Source organism: Flavobacterium alvei (genome assembly GCF_002920895.1).
Taxonomy (GTDB): Bacteria; Bacteroidota; Bacteroidia; order Flavobacteriales; family Flavobacteriaceae; genus Flavobacterium; species Flavobacterium alvei.
In genome coordinates this window covers 17,297-35,736 of record NZ_PQVG01000013.1, presented here as the reverse complement: position 1 = coordinate 35,736, position 18,440 = coordinate 17,297, and the positions used below count along the sequence as shown (strand labels likewise).

At 34.7% G+C, this 18,440-nt stretch carries 17 protein-coding genes; 7 read left to right on the top strand and 10 right to left on the bottom strand.

What is annotated here, in order from left to right; all coding sequences use genetic code 11:
* Positions 1–144: 144 nt before the first annotated feature.
* Both C3L50_RS15795 and xerA read right to left on the bottom strand, forming a co-directional pair.
* Positions 145–894, bottom strand: coding sequence for a hypothetical protein (locus C3L50_RS15795; RefSeq protein ID WP_103807154.1), 750 nt, complete (start codon positions 892–894; stop codon positions 145–147).
* A 168-nt stretch (positions 895–1,062) separates the two neighbouring features.
* Positions 1,063–2,100: a site-specific tyrosine recombinase/integron integrase gene (xerA, locus tag C3L50_RS15790; RefSeq protein WP_103807153.1), complete on the bottom strand. Its 1,038-nt coding sequence runs from the start codon at positions 2,098–2,100 to the stop codon at positions 1,063–1,065.
* Between the two features lie 101 nt (positions 2,101–2,201).
* On the opposite strand from xerA, the gene C3L50_RS15785 reads away from it, so the two are divergent.
* A complete protein-coding gene (locus C3L50_RS15785) occupies positions 2,202–2,639 on the top strand; it encodes a hypothetical protein (protein ID WP_103807152.1) in 438 nt (145 codons plus the stop codon).
* 254 nt (positions 2,640–2,893) lie between these two features.
* Here the strand turns inward: C3L50_RS15785 and C3L50_RS15780 are convergent, their stop codons facing one another.
* The 6 genes from C3L50_RS15780 to C3L50_RS15755 all read right to left on the bottom strand — a co-directional run bounded on the left by C3L50_RS15780 (position 2,894) and on the right by C3L50_RS15755 (position 8,937).
* Positions 2,894–4,111: a peptidylprolyl isomerase gene (locus C3L50_RS15780; protein ID WP_103807151.1), complete on the bottom strand. Its 1,218-nt coding sequence runs from the start codon at positions 4,109–4,111 to the stop codon at positions 2,894–2,896.
* 86 nt (positions 4,112–4,197) lie between these two features.
* Positions 4,198–5,310, bottom strand: a complete 1,113-nt coding sequence (locus C3L50_RS15775) for a peptidylprolyl isomerase (protein WP_103807150.1) — start codon at positions 5,308–5,310, stop codon at positions 4,198–4,200.
* Positions 5,311–5,345: 35 nt separating this feature from the next.
* On the bottom strand, positions 5,346–6,011 hold the full coding sequence (gldI, locus tag C3L50_RS15770) for a gliding motility-associated peptidyl-prolyl isomerase GldI (RefSeq protein WP_103807149.1): 666 nt from the start codon (positions 6,009–6,011) through the stop codon (positions 5,346–5,348).
* A 6-nt stretch (positions 6,012–6,017) separates the two neighbouring features.
* Positions 6,018–7,022: a DHH family phosphoesterase gene (locus C3L50_RS15765; protein WP_103807148.1), complete on the bottom strand. Its 1,005-nt coding sequence runs from the start codon at positions 7,020–7,022 to the stop codon at positions 6,018–6,020.
* A 164-nt stretch (positions 7,023–7,186) separates the two neighbouring features.
* On the bottom strand, positions 7,187–8,434 hold the full coding sequence (locus tag C3L50_RS15760; RefSeq protein WP_103807147.1) for a voltage-gated chloride channel family protein: 1,248 nt from the start codon (positions 8,432–8,434) through the stop codon (positions 7,187–7,189).
* A gap of 116 nt (positions 8,435–8,550) precedes the next feature.
* Positions 8,551–8,937 (bottom strand): RidA family protein, encoded by a 387-nt coding sequence (locus C3L50_RS15755; protein WP_103807156.1) that lies wholly within the window; start codon positions 8,935–8,937, stop codon positions 8,551–8,553.
* A gap of 262 nt (positions 8,938–9,199) precedes the next feature.
* On the opposite strand from C3L50_RS15755, the gene C3L50_RS15750 reads away from it, so the two are divergent.
* The 6 genes from C3L50_RS15750 to C3L50_RS15725 all read left to right on the top strand — a co-directional run bounded on the left by C3L50_RS15750 (position 9,200) and on the right by C3L50_RS15725 (position 15,056).
* Positions 9,200–9,880, top strand: coding sequence for a hypothetical protein (locus C3L50_RS15750; protein ID WP_103807146.1), 681 nt, complete (start codon positions 9,200–9,202; stop codon positions 9,878–9,880).
* A gap of 62 nt (positions 9,881–9,942) precedes the next feature.
* Entirely contained in the window at positions 9,943–10,662 is a 720-nt protein-coding gene (locus C3L50_RS15745; RefSeq protein ID WP_103807145.1) for a hypothetical protein, read from the top strand.
* A 102-nt stretch (positions 10,663–10,764) separates the two neighbouring features.
* Positions 10,765–12,294, top strand: a complete 1,530-nt coding sequence (gene guaA, locus C3L50_RS15740; RefSeq protein ID WP_103807144.1) for a glutamine-hydrolyzing GMP synthase — start codon at positions 10,765–10,767, stop codon at positions 12,292–12,294.
* 106 nt (positions 12,295–12,400) lie between these two features.
* Positions 12,401–14,323: a PBP1 and LysM peptidoglycan-binding domain-containing protein gene (locus C3L50_RS15735; RefSeq protein ID WP_103807143.1), complete on the top strand. Its 1,923-nt coding sequence runs from the start codon at positions 12,401–12,403 to the stop codon at positions 14,321–14,323.
* A gap of 46 nt (positions 14,324–14,369) precedes the next feature.
* Entirely contained in the window at positions 14,370–14,771 is a 402-nt protein-coding gene (locus tag C3L50_RS15730; RefSeq protein WP_103807142.1) for an OsmC family protein, read from the top strand.
* 54 nt (positions 14,772–14,825) lie between these two features.
* Entirely contained in the window at positions 14,826–15,056 is a 231-nt protein-coding gene (locus tag C3L50_RS15725; RefSeq protein WP_103807141.1) for a DUF3820 family protein, read from the top strand.
* 84 nt (positions 15,057–15,140) lie between these two features.
* Here the strand turns inward: C3L50_RS15725 and C3L50_RS15720 are convergent, their stop codons facing one another.
* On the bottom strand, positions 15,141–16,355 hold the full coding sequence (locus tag C3L50_RS15720) for an RsmB/NOP family class I SAM-dependent RNA methyltransferase (RefSeq protein ID WP_103807140.1): 1,215 nt from the start codon (positions 16,353–16,355) through the stop codon (positions 15,141–15,143).
* A 112-nt stretch (positions 16,356–16,467) separates the two neighbouring features.
* Positions 16,468–18,435, bottom strand: a complete 1,968-nt coding sequence (locus tag C3L50_RS15715; protein ID WP_103807139.1) for a KUP/HAK/KT family potassium transporter — start codon at positions 18,433–18,435, stop codon at positions 16,468–16,470.
* Between the last annotated feature and the right edge of the window lie 5 nt (positions 18,436–18,440).

Below are 18,440 nucleotides of genomic sequence, written 5' to 3'. Positions count from 1 at the left end.
CTTATTTTTTAAAAACTACAACATAAAACCAAAAATAAACCTCGCTTAAATGTGCTTAAACGAGGTTGTTTTTTATACTGATTCTGAAAGTTTAGTTTTTGAGTGAGGTTGCGCAACAGCTACGTGTGTTAGCAGGCGTTTTTTTTACTTCTTTTTCAAGTAAATTTCTATAACCCCATTTTTTCCTTTTTCGCCGTATTTTTTGGTTGCGCTTATATCTTTTAAGACATTTATCGATTCTACGTCATCAGGTTTTATTTCAGCGATAATTTCTTCGGTCACTTCTTTACCTTCGACGATATATAAAGGTTTGTTTTTTTGAGTGTTTTGTTGAGTTGAATAACAATCAGAAACAATATCAATTCCTTCTATTTGTTGTTCGGAATAATATTTATCATCTATTGGATAACGAGGTTCTTTTTTCTTATTTAATTTCACATAAAAATAAATTTCTTTGTTTCTATTTATTCCTAAATAATCAGAACAACCACGAGAAGTCCAAATATCTAAACTGTCATATTTTGCGATTAGTTCCCCCGCTTTAATGTTCTTTAAGTCAACATATTTTCCGTCAGGTAAATATCCCTTAAAATCTTTTGTTAAATGAATTTTTGCAATTGAATTTAAATCTTTACGATATTTCTGGAAGATAACACCTGGATATAATTTTGAAGTATATCCAATTCTATTTTCAAACCTTCCATCTTGTACAAAACCATCTGAACACAAATCCATTTCTTCCAAATTGATTTGTTTTAATTCAACATCATTTTGCTTTAAATTGTCTAAAGTTAGTTCGCACAATTTTATTTCGGAAAGTTTGATGTCATTTTTCTGTTGGGAAATAGATTTTAGACTAAACAATAAAGCTAGAATTAGAAGTCTTTTTTTCATTTGGTTTTCAGTGGTTTTTAGTTTTCTGCGGTAAAATGCCTGCTAACTAGTTTATATGTGCATAAAACCAACACGTTTTTATCTTATTTGGCATGTTATGCGCATGTTTTCGATTGATTTTATGCGTATAAATTTTTGATTTATACCTTACAAATCTAATAAAAAATCTTACATATCAAAAGGATTAATTATGTTTTTTAAAGAAGTACTGCTTACATGGGTATAAATCATTGTTGTTTTTGGACTACTGTGACCCAATAGATCTTGTATGTAACGTAAATCGGTTCCGTTTTCAAGTAAATGAGTGGCAAAACTATGCCTAAGTGTATGTAAACTAATCTTTTTTGTTATTCCTGCCTTTTTAGCCGATTGATGTAAGACCGATTGTGCGCTTCTGCTACTGTATTGTTCTCCATATTGTCCTTCGAATAAATAGGTTTTGGGTTTATACATTGTATAATACTCTTTTAGTAAAACTAAAATTTTTGAGGATAAAAGCGTATATCGGTCTTTTTTGCCTTTAGCGTTTTTCACATGTATCAGCATCCTTTTACTATCAATATCAGTAAGTTTCATGTTTATAGCCTCACTGATCCTTAAACCCGAAGAGTAAATTAAAGCTAATAGGGTTTTGTGTTTTAAATTGGTTGTCATATCAATAAGTCTAAACATTTCTTCTTTGCTCAAAACATTGGGCAATGTTTTTGCATTTTTAGGACGATGAAGTTCTTCGATAACTATTTTTGAATTGTGGATGATTTTGAAAAACAATTTAGTAGCATTGATGATTTGGTTTTGATACGATGCTGATAAATTGTTTTTCAAGATGTACTCGTTATTATAGACAATCACATCTTCGTTGGTAATATCGATTATGGCTTTGTCACGATAAAACACCAAGAACGATTTTAGAGCTTCGCTATAAGTAGTAATCGTACTTTCGCTATAGCGTTTGGATCGCAGCCACTGCTTGAATTTCTCGATTTGTACCATTCCTTCGGTCGATGGAATGCTGTGTGATAAAGGGGCGATTTTAAACCGAATTCGGTTTTCCTCTGTGTCTGGAAGATGCCAAACGCCCAGGGTTTGACTCCAGCGAGAGCCTTCCAACTTTTTGATTCGAGCAATTAATTCGGCATTCTTTTCGAAATAAACCGCTATTCGCTTTTCTTTTCTATGAGTAATAATCTTGGCTTCCCAGTTCATAATCAGTTTTTTATTGTACTAAAATATAGAATTGTTTTTAAATTGAAAACTTTGCAAACTTTGCGAAAAACTTTGCGAACTTTGCGGTAAAATAATTCGATATGAAAATAAATCTAAAAAACGGAATCGATAAACTCCTTTTCGGAATGAAACAAAATGATGTAACGGCGCTGTACGGAAAACCCAACCGCAATTACAAGGACGAAGACGAGAACGTGATTTTTGCTTACAATGCCCTAAAAATGCGTTTGACTTTCTATCAAGAAGAAGATTTAAAACTGGGTTATATCGTAGCTTCGAGTGCAGACTTAGAATTGTTTGGGAATACAATTATAGGTAAAAAAATCACCGAAGTCAAAAAAGAATTGGCCGCCAAAGGCATTATCAAATACAATCAAGAGGATTTCGATACGTTCGAAAATTATTTCAACGAAGACAATTGGTTTATCTTGCAAACCGAATTTGACGAAGTGGTGAAATTTGAAATTGGCGCCATTATCAATGCCAAAGACGAATTTGATTGGAAATTTAAGAAATAGTGTTCAGTGATCAGTTTTCAGTTGGCAGAGTTCAGTAATCGGTGTTCAGTAGGAGTATTGAGTGATTTTTGTAATAAGTTAATTTCATAAATAACAAACCCGACTAGTTTTAAAACTTGTCGGGTTTGTTGTTTTATTTAGCATTATTTTCTGATGATTTTTTTAAATCAAACCGAAAATTAAAACTTTTAAAGAATCAGAATGCCGTTCCAACTGCATTTATTATGGAACATAAATCACTAATAGCTAATCGCTTATTTGGGTGCTTTAATTTCGTTCATTTCAATTTCAAAAATAAGGGTTGCGTTTGGCGGAATAACACCACCAGCTCCAGCTTCGCCATAAGCTAATTTCGATGGAATGAAGATCAAAGCTTTATCACCAAAAGAAAGCAGGTTTAATCCTTCTAGAAATCCAGGAATCATTCCTTGTTTGCCAATTTCAAACGGAAAGGCATTGTATCCGCCTTGAGAGGCTCTGTTAGGATCATATTTTCCATACATTTTGGCCACTTCTTCATAATTGCTGTCAAACAAGTTCCCATCTTCAAAATAACCTGCATAGTTAATGTTGACCGAAGTTCCGTTGGCCGGTTTTACTCCAGATCCTTTTTGGGTTATTTTATAAATCAACCCTGATTCTGTTGTAGTTCCAGTAGTTTTTTCATTGGCAAAATAGGCTGCTTTTGCTTTAATTACACTACCGTATTTTACTTCATATTCTTTTTTGGCTAATGCCTCGGCTTCAGCTTGTTTTTTCTTATTTTCAGCATCAATCAAAGCTTGTTTTTTGGCATCTTCATCTTTATTCAAAAAGTAGGTTGAGAATACTTTTGGAGCGTCAAATGCTTTGGCAGCAGTTCCTTTTCGGGCAATGGTTACTTTTAGAATCAGATCATTTTGAGCAATCGCATTGACTACATTTTGTCCTTGAATTACGTAGCCAAAAATAGTGTGTTTGCCAGTTAACCAAGGGGTGTCTTTGTGTGTAATAAAGAATTGGCTACCATTAGTAGCAGGACCAGAATTGGCCATAGCCAGTATGCCTGCTTTGTCAAATTTAGCATCGGTGATTTCATCTTTAAATGAATAGCCTGGATCGCCAGAACCTGTTCCTAGAGGATCGCCACCTTGAATCATAAAATCAGCGATTACACGGTGAAATTTTAGTCCGTCATAAAAAGGTTTTCCTTTTAGTTTTGCGTCGGTTACAAAGGTGTTTGTACCTTCGGCAAGCGAAATAAAATTCGCTACTGTAACGGGTGTTTTTTTGTATTCTAATTGCAAAACGATATTTCCTTTGCTGGTAGCAATAGTGGCAAAAATTCCTTCGGCTACTGCTGGTGTAGTTGCTTTGGGTGCAGTTTTGGTGGTTGCAGTAGGTTTTTTGGTTGCTGTAACTGGTTTCTTGGCCGTTTGTGCCTGAAGATTTACTATTCCTAAAAACAATAGGACTAAAATTTTAGATTTCATTTTTTAATAATTTAATGTTCGTTTTTCGTTTTTCGTTTTTCGTGATTCTAACTTAAAGCTTCCAACTTCCATCTTCCAACTTCTAATTATATTTTTTCTAACAACTCAATTTCGAAAATAATATTGGCATTGGGCGGAATAACTCCATTAGCTCCAGCTTCGCCATAACCCAATTTTGATGGGATAAAAAGTGTGGCTTTGTCGCCAAAAGACAATTGCTCAATTCCTTCAATAAATCCTGGAATCAAACCGTCTTTTTTGCCATATTGAAAGGGGATGGGTTGATAACCATTTTGAGCACCACGGTTTGGGTCATATTTTCCGTAGATTTTTGTAATGGCTTCAATGCTGGAATCAAAAAGGCTTCCGTTTTCAAGATAACCCGCATAGTGAATGTAAACAGTGGCTCCCGCTTTTGGTTTTTTGCCTCCCGCTTTTTTGGTGATGGTATAGGCTAAACCCGTTGGTGTAGTGATAGCTTTGGCTTTCAAGCTTTCAAATAAAGTGGTTTTTTGGTCAAAAACAGCTTTGTATTTTGCGTTTTCGGCTGCTTCTATCGCCAATTTATTTTTTTGGTTTTCGGCTTCTACGGTATAATAATCTCTGAATACTTTTATGGCATCAAATTTTTTGGCCGCTTCACCATTTCTAATGATGGTAACTTTGTCCATATAATCGCCTTGTACGATTTTGTTCACTACATCCATTCCGTTTTCGACAACCTGACCAAAAATGGTGTGTTTGCCTTCTAGCCAAGGGGTTTCTAAATGCGTGATAAAAAACTGACTGCTATTGGTTGCTGGACCATTATTGGCCATAGCCAAAACGCCTCCTTTGTCAAATTTCAAATCGGTAATTTCGTCTTTAAATCTATAGCCAGCATCCCCAGAACCGGTTCCTAATGGATCGCCACCTTGAATCATAAATTCGGGAATGACACGGTGAAATTTCAATCCATCATAAAAAGGTCTGTTTTTTAAATTTTCGTTGGTAATGAATTCATTTTTCCCTTCGGCCAATGTCACAAAATTGGCCACTGTGATGGGGGCTTTTTCATAATTCAATTGTACGATGATGGTTCCTTTATTGGTTTCGATTTGGGCATACAATCCGTCTGGAAGATTGTTTTTAGCCTCTTTGCAAGAAAATAAGGTAACAAAAACTAGAAAGGCAAATGTGTATAGAATGCTTTTTTTCATATGAATTTTAAATTTGTTTTTATTGATGTCTTAAATTAATTGGTTAAACTGTCTTTGATTTTATTTACAGATTTTGTTCGATTTACGGTCTCTTGATTGGGAGTTGGGTTTGCAGCGTTGGTTGCTCTGAGTAGAATTTCTTTTTTGAAAGCTTCTTCAGAGATAAAATTGTGTAAAGTAACGGTGCAAAGCAAGGGTTGGTTTGTTCCTATTTTCTTAGTATCGCCGTGGTATCCATAAGCAATATGGGATGGAAACAGAAAAGTTATTTTTTCGTTTTTATGCATGATTTTAATCCCTTCTCGCAATCCTGTCATAATATTTTGTTTATCAACAGCATAGGTTTGTGGTTTTAATTCTACTTCCGAATAGATGATTCTACCCTGTAAATCTTTGATTTCATAATCAAAAAAGGCAACATCTCCTTTTTTGGGAGTTAAGGTGTCAATTGTATTAGCCGTTATGTAGGTGTACCAATATCCTTTGGTCGAAGCCAAGTATTTTATTTTGGGATTGCTTTTTATTAGAGAGTCTATTCGACCTTCTTCGCTAGCAATGAGCTTTTTGTTTCTTTCGGCCGATTTTTTCATAAATGATCCCGAAGCTTGCGAAACAGGTTTTCTAGCTTCTTGACTTTGCTTGCAGCTAGTTATAAAAAGAGTTACCCAAAATGCCAATACAATAAGTTTGCGATAGTTCATAATGCGTTATATTATTAGTTTGCTTACCAAATCTTCAAATTTTTGTACGGTTTCTTGCATCGAAGTTTCTGATTTTCCTCCAGCAGCATTGCGATGTCCACCGCCATTAAAATGTTCTCTTGCAAAAAGATTTACATCAAAATCGCCTTGGGAACGTAATGAAATTTTGATGATTTTTTCTTCGGTATTTTCGATAAAAATAGCGGTAAAAACAATTCCTTTGACACTCAAACCATAATTAACAATACCTTCGGTATCGCCTTTTATGTGGTTGAATTGGTCTAATTCGGCTTGTGTTAGCGTGGTATAAGTAGTTTTATGCACCGGAAAAATTTTCATATTTTGGAGTGCTCTGCCTAACAATTGCAATCGGTCATACGAACTATTGTCGTAAAGGAGTGCTGGAATTTCACTGTTTTTGACACCTAAATCTATCAAATCGGCAATGATTCTATGAGTTGTTCCAGTGGTTTTTGGGAATCGAAAAGAGCCCGAATCGGTTAGAATTCCTGTATAAATACAAGTGCCAATGGTTTTGTCAATATCCGATTTTTTGCCAAGAAATGAAATGAAATGATACAACATTTCGCAAGTAGAACCAAAAGCTGTATCCGAATAAGTAACTGTTGCATAATCATCTGGCGATTGATGGTGATCTATCATCACGAAAGGAACCGTTAAATTTTCGAGTACTTTTTCCATTTCGCCTACGCGATGCAAAGCATTAAAATCTAAGGTGAAAACTATTTCGGCTTCTTCCAGAATTTGGGTGCAATTTTTTTTATCTTTTTCGAATATCTTGACCGTTTCTGAGCCTGGCATCCAAGCTAAAAAATCAGGAAATTCGTTGGGTGAAACCACCACAGGTTGGTGATTGTTTTTTAATAAAAAATGATATAATCCAAGGGTTGAACCCATTGCATCTCCATCAGGACCTCGATGCGGAATGATTGCAATCTTTTTTGGAGTGGCTAATAACTGCTCAATAGCTTGTATGTCTTGTTCTTTCATATGTGTTAATTATATTTTTCAGCGGTCACATATGGTATCGCCCTTTTTTTTATTGGTGTTTGCTTAGGCAAATTTCTATTTTGTGGCGATTTCATAGTTTGCGAAATTACATTTTTTTAGTGTAATCTTCATAACAATTAAAGATTTAACAAACTTTTACAAAACTAAAAATCGGCTAAGTTTTTTCTTTTAAAGCGTTGGTACAATTTATATTTTGCCCCTTTTACAATCTGCGAATGATAGATTCCAACAGAACCAGATGCGAAATAAGCTACCAAGCAAGCAATACCAATAAAAACGCCACTTTCGATGCCAAAAAGTTCCATTCCCATAACTGTACAAGCAATAGGAGTGTGAGTCGCTCCCGAAAATACGGCTACAAATCCCATTCCCGCCAATAGCGCAATAGGCAAGGGGACAACGACAGATAAAGCACTTCCAAGTGTGGCACCTACAAAGAAAAGTGGAGTGACTTCGCCACCTTTAAATCCAGCTCCGAGTGTAAATCCAGTAAACAGTATTTTGAGTAGAAAATCATATGGAGTATTTGCCGTTGAAAAGGATTCAACAATGCTAGGAATTCCTAATCCAATGAATTTTGTGGTTCCCATTAAGTAAATGGCAATGACCAAAATGAGTCCACCCACAAACGGACGCAGTGGCGCATATTCGATAGTTTTTGCAAATAAACGTCCCCAAAAATGAGTGGTTCTAGAAAAAATCATCGCTGCTAAACCAAATACAATTCCAACAGCAATGCTATACCAAATGACATTAACGCTAATTTCTGGAACTTCGGGAATCGAATAATGCGTATGTTTTACTTGTAGAATTTCGACCGTAAAATAAGCAATATAAGCCACTACAAACGAAAGCACACTACTCTTTAAATTTATTTTACTAAAATATAAAACTTCTAAAGCGAAGATAGCTCCCGCTAAAGGCGTTCCAAAAACCGAAGCAAAACCAGCGCTAATACCAAGAATGATTAGTGTTCGTCGGTCGGAATTGTCAAGTTTAAAATAAGTAGTGAATTGATCGGCAATAGCTCCACTCATTTGAACTGCTGTGCCTTCTCGACCCGCCGAGCCTCCAAAAAGATGAGTGATTAAAGTGCTAATAAGCACCATTGGAGCCATCCTAAAAGGGATTGTTTTTTGAGGATTTTCATATTCCTCTAGCAATAAATTATTGCCTTTTACAACAGTTGTTCCGTATTTATAGTACAGCCAACCGATATAAAGTCCGCCCACAGGCAAGAGCCAAATGATCCAATTGTTGTGTTCTCTAAATTGAGTAACCCATTCTAAGGATACTAAGAAAAAAGCTGAAGCAGAACCCGAAAAAATACCTATCAGAACGCAAATGAAAATCCATTTGAAGGAAAGAAGGATTGTGTTTTTTAGGTTCATTAAATTCAGTACTTTAATTAGATTTTGCCTTTTACTAGAATAAAAAGGTTTAATTGTCATTCCGTAGGAATCTCTTGTTTGTTGAGATTCCTACGGAATGACAAAATTGTAGAAAATTATTCAGCAGCTATAGCCGTAAATTCTATTTCTACTAAATATTCTGGAGCTACTAATTTGCTCACTTCATAAAAACCAGTAGCTGGTTTGATGTCTTTGAAAAAAGTAGCGTGGGCTCTAGCAACGTCTTCAAAAGTAGTAATTTCGGTGGTGAAAATTCGAGTACGAATCACATCTTTCATTCCTACATTAAGGTCTTCTAAAACTTTTTCAATTCGTTCCAAAATGTTTATTGTTTGTGCAAAAGCGTCATCAGCTTTCACTTTTTCGCCATCTACAATAGCAACAGTTCCCGATACTTCGATGATATTTCCAATGCGAACCGCACGACAATATCCCATTTTGTCTTCCCAAGGCGAACCTGTCAAGATGTTTTCTCTTTTCATTTTAATTGTTTTTGTGTTGATTTTTAACGAGTTGAATGCCAACTCCTGAATTTGTTTTAGTGCTGCAATTTATAAAAAAAAGGACAAGAAATCATAGAGATACTAGTATTATGGCATAAAAATTGTTTCAAAGGCTTTAAAAGGATTCAGATTTCTAAAATCCAATCACAGCAAATTTTTATGTAATTTTTGTGATTTTTGCTCTTAGATTTCTATTATTTTTGAACTTTTTAAATATTGAGCCATCAATATAAAAAACAATATGAAACAGTTTCTTTTATTCATTTTTATTATTGGAATAGCTTCAAAAAGTTTTGGGCAAGCTGAATTTAATTCTAAATTCAAACCCATTCCACCTATAAATATAAAACCAAAACCCAAGAAAGAAACAGTGCCTCCGCAAACCGATTTACCAAAAATTGTAGCTCCTAATATTCTAAAAAACACCAACATTTTCAATACAAAACCCAAAGTTGATAATTCATTTCAGATTGGAATTCCTGAAAATAAATTTACAATGACTCCTACCAATACTTTTGTAAATCCAGGTGATAAAGTGTTGAATCGATTGAACAGAAAAGCAGATAATGACGACCAAACGGTCTATAGAAGAAATCAGGATTTAGGAAGTTATAGAACTAAATCGCTTATTGCTAAATTAAGCTACCGCGATTATGGAGAAGTGGATGGTGACAAAATAAGAGTTTTGCTAAACGATAAAACACTGGCCACCGAAGTATATTTGAATAATGATTTTCAAGGGTTTGAAATCACGCTTGTTGACGGTATCAATAAAATTGATTTTGAAGCCTTAAATCAAGGTCAATTGGGGCCTAATACAGCCGAATTTCGGATTTATGATGATGCGGGTGTTTTGATATCGGCAAGTCAATGGAATTTAGGTACTGGTTTTAAGGCGACTATCATTATTACTAAAGAGTAATAAAATATAATTTTGTGATTTTTGGAATCTCTAAATCTATGGATTCCTCTATTTAAAACGATATGAAACGAATTCTTTTTTTTATTTTTATGATAAGTTTGGGCTCAAATGCCTTTGGACAGATCGATTTAAATACCAAATTCAAGCCCATAAAAATAAAAAATGTAAAACCTAAAAAAGAAGTTCCTCCTCCAGCTAATTTGCCCAAATTGGATATCCCCAAAATCGTGGCACCTAATGTTTTCAAGGAAACGAATATATATGGAACGAAACCCCAAGTTAATAATTCATTTGAAATAGGGACAGCCGAAAATCACTTTTCGATGACGCCAACCGATAAATATAAACATAAATTGGGAGATGTTTATCAGGAGAAAATGACTCAGGATTTAGATAAAACTATGGTTCGTGAAGGTTTAAAAGAAGATTCGAGTTTGTTAGATAGAGCGGATCGCTATCTAGGAGATTTTAAGACAAAATCGAATGAACTGGTTGTGAAATACCGCGATTATATTCAAATAGACGGCGATTTGATTAATGTGTATTTGAATGATCAATTGATTCAATCTAGGTTGTATTTGTATTCGAATTTACACGAATTTAAAATTCCTTTAACAACAGGACTCAATAAAATTGAATTTGTTGTAGCTAGCCAAGGAACTTCTGGAGGAAATACTGCCGAAATTCACGTGATTGATGGTTCTAATAAATCGGTTACCGATGAATATTGGAATAATTTAGCTTTAGGAACCAAAATTAAATTGATTGTCATAAAGGAGTGATTGGCTAACTTTATAATGATTTAAGAAAACTAATTACTAAATAGTTACAAATTTTTCAAATTTCGATTTTTCAATCCCAATTATAAAAAGTATTTTTGCCGAATGCAACACAACGTACTTATTTTAGATTTCGGATCGCAATACACACAGCTTATTGCCCGACGAGTTCGCGAATTAAATATATTCTGCGAAATTTTTCCATACAATCATTTTCCAGATGATTTGTCTAGTTATAAAGCGGTAATCCTTGGTGGAAGCCCTTTTTCTGTTAGAGGAGAAGATGCACCACACCCCGATTTATCCCAAATTAGAGGCAAATTACCTATGCTTGCCGTTTGTTACGGAGCACAATATTTAGCCCATTTTAGTGGTGGTGAAGTAGCGGCTTCCAATACAAGAGAATACGGAAGAGCTAATTTGTCTTTTATTAAAGAAGACGAAACTTTCTTCGAAGGCGTTTCTGAAAATAGCCAAGTCTGGATGAGCCATAGCGACAGTATCAAAGCTTTGCCTACTAATGGTGTAAAACTTGCTAGTACACACGATGTAGAATTTGCAGCATACAAAATTGAAGGTGAAACCACTTATGCGATTCAATACCATCCCGAAGTATTTCACTCTACGGATGGTTCCAAAATGCTAGAGAATTTCTTAGTAAAAATTGCTCACGTTCCTCAAAATTTCACGCCAAATGCTTTCGTTGAAGAAATCGTAGCCGAAATGAAAGAGAAAATCGGAAACGACAAAGTAGTTCTTGGACTTTCAGGAGGAGTAGATTCAACAGTGGCAGCGGTTTTATTGAACAAAGCAATCGGTAAAAACCTATATTGTATTTTCGTTAATAACGGTTTGCTTCGCAAAAATGAATTCCAATCTGTTTTAGATCAATATGAAGGAATGGGCTTGAACGTGAAAGGAGTGGATGCTTCCCAACGTTTTTATGATGCTTTAGCTGGAGTTACTGATCCAGAATTAAAAAGAAAAGCTATTGGTAATGCTTTTATCGAAGTTTTTGATGATGAGTCACATAAAATTGAAGATGTAACTTGGTTAGCTCAAGGAACTATTTATCCTGACGTTATCGAATCAGTTTCAGTAAAAGGACCATCTGCAACCATTAAATCGCATCATAATGTGGGTGGTTTGCCTGATTATATGAAATTGAAAGTAGTAGAACCTTTGCGAATGCTTTTCAAAGACGAAGTGCGTAGAGTAGGGGCTACTTTAGGAATCGATCCCGAATTATTAGGAAGACATCCTTTCCCAGGACCAGGATTATCTATCCGTATTTTAGGAGATATTACATTAGAAAAAGTGCAAATCTTACAAGATGTAGATAAAGTTTTTATCGACGGATTAAAATCTTGGGGATTGTATGACCAAGTTTGGCAAGCAGGAGCGATTTTGCTTCCTGTGAATAGCGTAGGGGTAATGGGCGATGAGCGTACTTACGAAAAAGTAGTGGCGCTTCGTGCCGTTCAATCTACAGACGGAATGACTGCTGATTGGGTACATTTGCCTTATGAATTCTTGATGAAAGTGTCTAATGATATTATCAATAAAGTGAAAGGTGTGAACAGAGTGGTTTATGATATCAGCTCAAAACCGCCAGCAACTATTGAATGGGAATAATCCATTAAAAAAATGGAAATTATATAAAAGCGGTATCAGATTTTGGAATAAAATTTGATACCGTTTTGTTATCTTTGAAAAACTAAATTTATACAATATCAATCAGATGAAATATTTTATCATAGTATTTTTGAGCACTTTTGTTTTTTCTTCAAAGGGGTTTTCACAAGAAAAAAACACAACTCACAAAGTTGAAAAAGGCGAAACAATTGGCCAAATTGCCCAAAAATACAAGGTTACTCCGTATGATATTTATAAATTAAATCCCGATGCTCAAACTGGTTTGAAACCTAATAGTGTTTTGTTTATTCCTAAAAAAGCAAGTGCTGTGGCGGTAATTCCAGCAAAACCAAATTCACAAGTTAAGACCCATAAAGTTGAACCCAAAGAAACCTTATTTGGAATCGAAAATAAATATGGCGTTACTGATGAAGCCTTAAAAAAAGCCAATCCCGATTTAGAAAAGTTAGGTTTACAAATAGGACAAACCCTTGTTATTCCTTCGAATACTGTTTCAAAAACAGTGACTTCAACTCCAGAAAAAGTAGTTTATCACGAAGTCCTTCCTAAAGAGACAAAATTTTCTATTGCCAAACAATATGGAATTACCATTGAAGAATTAGAAAAAAGGAATCCCGAAATTATTCCTAGTTTAACCGTTGGACAAAAATTAGTAATCAAAGGAACTGCTCCCAAAGTAGTAGCTGCAGCACCTCAAAAGGAAATGGTGAAACCTATTGTTCCAAAAGTAAATTATATAACTTATGTTGTAAAGCCTAAGGAGACCTTGTATAGCTTGTCAAAAATGTCAGGTTTGTCACAGGACGAATTTCTATTTTTGAATCCAGCCTTAGCCAATGGTGTGGAAATTGGAATGGAAATCAAAGTGTCTGAATATGCTGCGATTCCGAAGGAAGCAGAAGCAAAAAAAGCCTATGCAACTATGACTGTGAAAAGCGGAAATAATGACCGAAAAAAATTGGTCTTATTGTTGCCTTTTAATTTGTCTAAAATCGAAGGAGATACTATAAATTCGACAGCAACTCGTTTGAAAAAAGACAAGTTTTTGAATATGACTTTGGATTTTTATTCAGGTGCATTAATGGCAATAGATTCTGCTAAAACCATTGGAGTTCCTGTAGATGTTAGCATTTTTGATTCGCAAGAAACTAAAAATAGTTCCAATATTTCGAACATCAATCAGCAACAAAATCTAGAATCTGCCGATGCTATAATTGGTCCTTTCTATCAAAATAATGTCGAAAAAACAGCTGCTTTGGTCAGTAGTAAGAATGTTGCTGTAATTTCGCCTTTGTCCAAAGACATTGGAAATTCGTTTCCTAATCTGTACCAAACCATCCCTTCAGCCGAAGTTTTGAAAAGAGCTGTTTTCGAATATATGATCGCAAAAAATGGAAATATCATAGCCGTTGTCGATAAGAAAAAGGAATCGGCCAGACAATTTATTCAGCAAAATTATAGTCAGGTTCAATTTGCCGCTTTACTTGAAAATGGAAGTTTATCAGCAGAAAGTTTGAAAGGTTTACTAGTAAAAGACAAAGTGAATTATGTAGTCTTGGCTTCTGAAAACACAGGAATGATTAAATGGACTATGTCAACGATGATGAGTGTTATGGCAAAATATAATGTGCAATTGGTGATTATGGAACCCAACGAAACCTTAGATACGGATGAAATCAGTTTTGAGAATTTGACCAAATTGAAATTGATGTATCCTTCGATAAGTCGTGAAAACGAATCGACCGAGGCACTCATTTTTGAAAAAGAGTATAGAAAGAAAAACAAAATTGCTCCAAGCACTTTTGCTACTCGAGGATTTGATGTGACTTTTGATACCTTATTGCGTTTGTCACAAGGAAAAAGCTATCAAGAAACTGCTGAATCTACAGCGACAGAACAAGTCGATAACAAGTTTGAATATTACAAAAAAGCCGACGGAGGCTTTACTAATAAAGGAATTTATATCTTGTATTACGACACCGATTTGACCATAAAAGTAGCGAATTAGTGTTCCATAATCAGTTTGCATAATTCATAACTCATAATTCAAAAAAATGACCTCAAAAGTAACCTATTTAGGCGATTTAAGAACATCGTCCATACATCTACAATCGGGAAGTGAAATCATATCGGACGCACCTTTAGACAATAACGGAAAAGGAGAAGCATTCTCTCCAACGGATACTGTTGCCAATGCTTTGGCTAGTTGTGCAATGACTGTTATGGGGATAAAAGCCAATAGTTTGAATGTTGATTTCACAGGTTCAACCGCCGAAGTCACCAAGGTTATGAATGCAGAACCTAGACGAATTGGAGCAATCGAAATTAGGTTTAATATGGTTGGAGTTGCAGATCAAAAAGACAGAATAATTCTCGAAAGAACCGCTATGACCTGTCCTGTTTTCTTGAGTTTAAATCCCGAAATCGAGAAGAAGATTAGTTTTAATTGGAAATAATCTAGTATTCAGTTTACAGTCGCAGTTTGCAGTGTTGGAATAGTCAAAAAGAAAATGGAACAAGACCAAAAACAACTTATCAAATTGGCTCATACCAAAATGCCTTTTGGTAAATATGAAGGCAAATATTTGATAGATTTGCCAGAATATTATGTGGTTTGGTATTCCAATAAAGGTTTTCCAAATGGAGAACTCGGACAGCAGTTGCAATTAATTTATGAACTGAAACTCAATGGTCTCGAAGAATTAATCCGAAATATTAAAAAACGGTATCCAAAACCATAAAAAAATTGCCCATAAAAAAAGTGATTTTCATATTGAAAATCACTTTTTTTTATTCTGTGTACAAAAATCTGTCTTTTGAAAAACTTATTCTTTTCGTTCCAACAAAGCCATATAAAAACCATCAAAGCCAGACTCGTGAGCCAATATTTTTTGATCTTTTATGAAGTTGAATTGTTTTCCGATTTCGGTTTTCAAGAATTTTTCGACCTGCTCTTGATTTTCAGAAGGTAAAACAGAACAAGTTGCATAAACTAGTTTTCCGCCAGGTTTTACAATTTTAGAATAATTCTCTAAAACTTCGGCTTGAACTTTACGAATGTTGTCAATGAATTCGGGTTGTAATTTCCATTTAGCATCTGGATTTCTTTTCAAAACTCCCAAACCGCTGCAAGGAGCATCGATTAAAACTCTATCGGCTCTTTCGTGTAATTTTTTAATGACTTTTGTAGAATCAATAATACGATATTCAATATTGAAAGCTCCGTCTCTTTTGGCTCTCAATTTCAATTGCTTCAATTTACTTTCGTATAAATCCATTGCAATCAATTGGCCTTTGTTTTCCATCAAAGCAGCAATGTGCAAAGTTTTTCCACCTGCACCTGCACAAGTGTCAACCACTCGCATTCCAGGTTTTACATCAAGAAAAGCAGCAACAAGTTGTGAATTGGCATCCTGAACTTCAAATAAACCTTGTTTGAATGCATCGGTCAAGAAAACGTTCGCTCTTTCTTTTAGTACTAAAGCATCAGGTTGGTCTTTCAAGTATTCGGTTTCAATGTTCAAGTCCATTAAAATGGCTCTTAATTGTTCCTTGGTGGTTTTTAAAGTGTTAGTTCTCAGAATTACTTTGGCTGGCTGGTTTTGAGCTGCGATTTCTTTTGCCCAAACTTTTTCGCCTAATTCTTTCACGCCCAATTCGTCCATCCAATCGGGGATAGATTCTTTAAGGGTTCTAATTTTTGAAAGTTCGTCAAAACGCCCTTTTATTTTTCTTTCAGGAGTTCCTTCTAATTGGCGCCAATCGGGGATAGGATAGCCTCTCAAGACTGCCCAAACAGAAAACATTCTCCAAAGATTATCTCTATCAAAAGGTTCTTTCACTTCGGCTATTTCTGAATATAATCTTTTCCAGCGTACAATTTCGTAGATGGTTTCGGCAACAAATTTTCTATCAGAGCTTCCCCAACGTTTGTCTTTTTTTAAGGATCTTGCAACAACTTTATCAGCATATTCTCCTTCATTGAAGATGGCATTCAAAGCGTCGATGGTGGTGTAAACTAAATTTCTGTGTAATCTCATTTTAAATAATTGAGGTGCAAAGGTACTACTAAATGATTAAAAGTTTGTTTTATATTTTTCACAAAAAAAACACTGCTTCCAAAGCAGTGTTTTTTTATAATTGAACAAATGATTAGTCGTTATTAATTCTCGTTAAACCAATATTTTCTGGAGCGTGAAGCACCATTGGGAATTTTTCGATTTTTACAGAACCACTATCTAAACCAAAAGCGCTTTCTTCGGAAAGACTTAGTTTTTTGATAAAGAAATAAGAGTTCATAATTATTTTTTCGAAGAAAGTCAAATCGCTATCATTAGATAAATATTTTTCGGATAACACAAATTTGAAATCACCAATAATATTGTTTTTATTCAAAGATTCATATCTACTAGTAACATCTACTTCTCCTTTTTTCACCATATCTTTGATAACTTCTTTAAACATCAAATTGATTTTTGTGGGTTCTCTGAAACCAAGATTAAAATCTACTCTGAATAGTGTGTCTTCAGCAATTTCAGTTACTTTGTATTCCGTTTTATAGGGTTCGTTTAAGATATTTACGTGAACAAACCAATAAATATCGGCTCGCTTTGGTCTTTTTCGCAAAATGGAGTACATTACTTTTTCCTCTATTTCATCGGTTCTACCAGCATTTGTCATATAAATTAAATGGGTAGCATATTTGGGTATGGATAAATCATCGCTTAGTTCCAATAATACTTTTTTATAATCCTCAACTTTAACAATTTGAGTATAGCTTTTGTTAATTTTTTTAGCAAAATACCAAATGGTCATAATGGAAATTAAGAGAAATGCAATGATTAAAGTTACATAACCACCTTCGGCAAATTTTGTAACGTTCGAGATGAAAAAACCGCCTTCAATGGTAAGATATATGGTTATAATTGGCACCATAAAGTATAATTTCACTCTTTTTAATATCATATAATAATTGAGTAAAATAGTGGTCATTATCATACACAAAATGATAGCTAAACCATAAGCGTGTTCCATATTGCTTGATTTTTCAAAATGTAAAACAACGCCAACACAGCCTAAAAATAATAACCAGTTTATGGATGGAATGTACAATTGACCTTTTAATTCTGAAGGGTATTTTATTTTTACTTTTGGCCAAAAATTCAAACGCATAGCTTCATTTATTAATGTAAATGAGCCACTAATCAATGCTTGAGATGCTATTACGGCTGCAAGTGTAGCCACTACGATTCCAATGGGTTGAAACCAATCGGCCATTATTAAATAGAATGGATTCCCGTTTTCGCCACCCAAACCAACAAGTGTTTGGCCTTCGTGATGAATTAAATAAGCACCTTGACCAAAATAATTTAAGATCAGCGTAGTTTTTACAAAAATCCAACTGATTCTGATGTTTTTTCGGCCGCAATGCCCCATATCTGAATATAAAGCTTCGGCTCCAGTTGTACAAAGAAAAACGAATCCTAATACATAAAAACCTTCGGGATGAATGGTTAATAAATGATAGGCATAATAGGGATTGAGAGCTTTTAGTACTTCAACGTGCTCTGCTATTTGAATGGCACCTAGAATACCTAACATTCCAAACCAAAGTAGCATCATTGGTGCAAAAAAACGACCAACTAATTTTGAACCAAATTGTTGGATGGTAAATAGTACAAATAAAATCCCTATTACAATGGGGATAGTATTGATTTTAGGGTAAAATGTTTTGATTCCTTCAACGGCAGATGATACTGAAATGGGAGGAGTAATGATTCCGTCGGCGAGTAAGGCGCTACCTCCAATAATGGCGGGGACTATTAACCATTGTATTTTTGTTTTTTTAACTAAGGCATATAAGGCAAAAATTCCTCCCTCGCCGTGGTTGTCTGCACTTAATGTGATTAAAACATATTTAATGGTTGTTTGTAAAGTCAATGTCCAAAAAACACACGATATTCCTCCTAAAACAATATCTGCATTTATGATATGCTGACCAATTATGGCTTTCATTACATATAATGGTGATGTTCCAATATCTCCGTAAATGATTCCTAATGAAACTAATAAACCACCTAATGTTAACTTACTATGTAAGTCTTTGTGCGTAGTGCTCATGAATA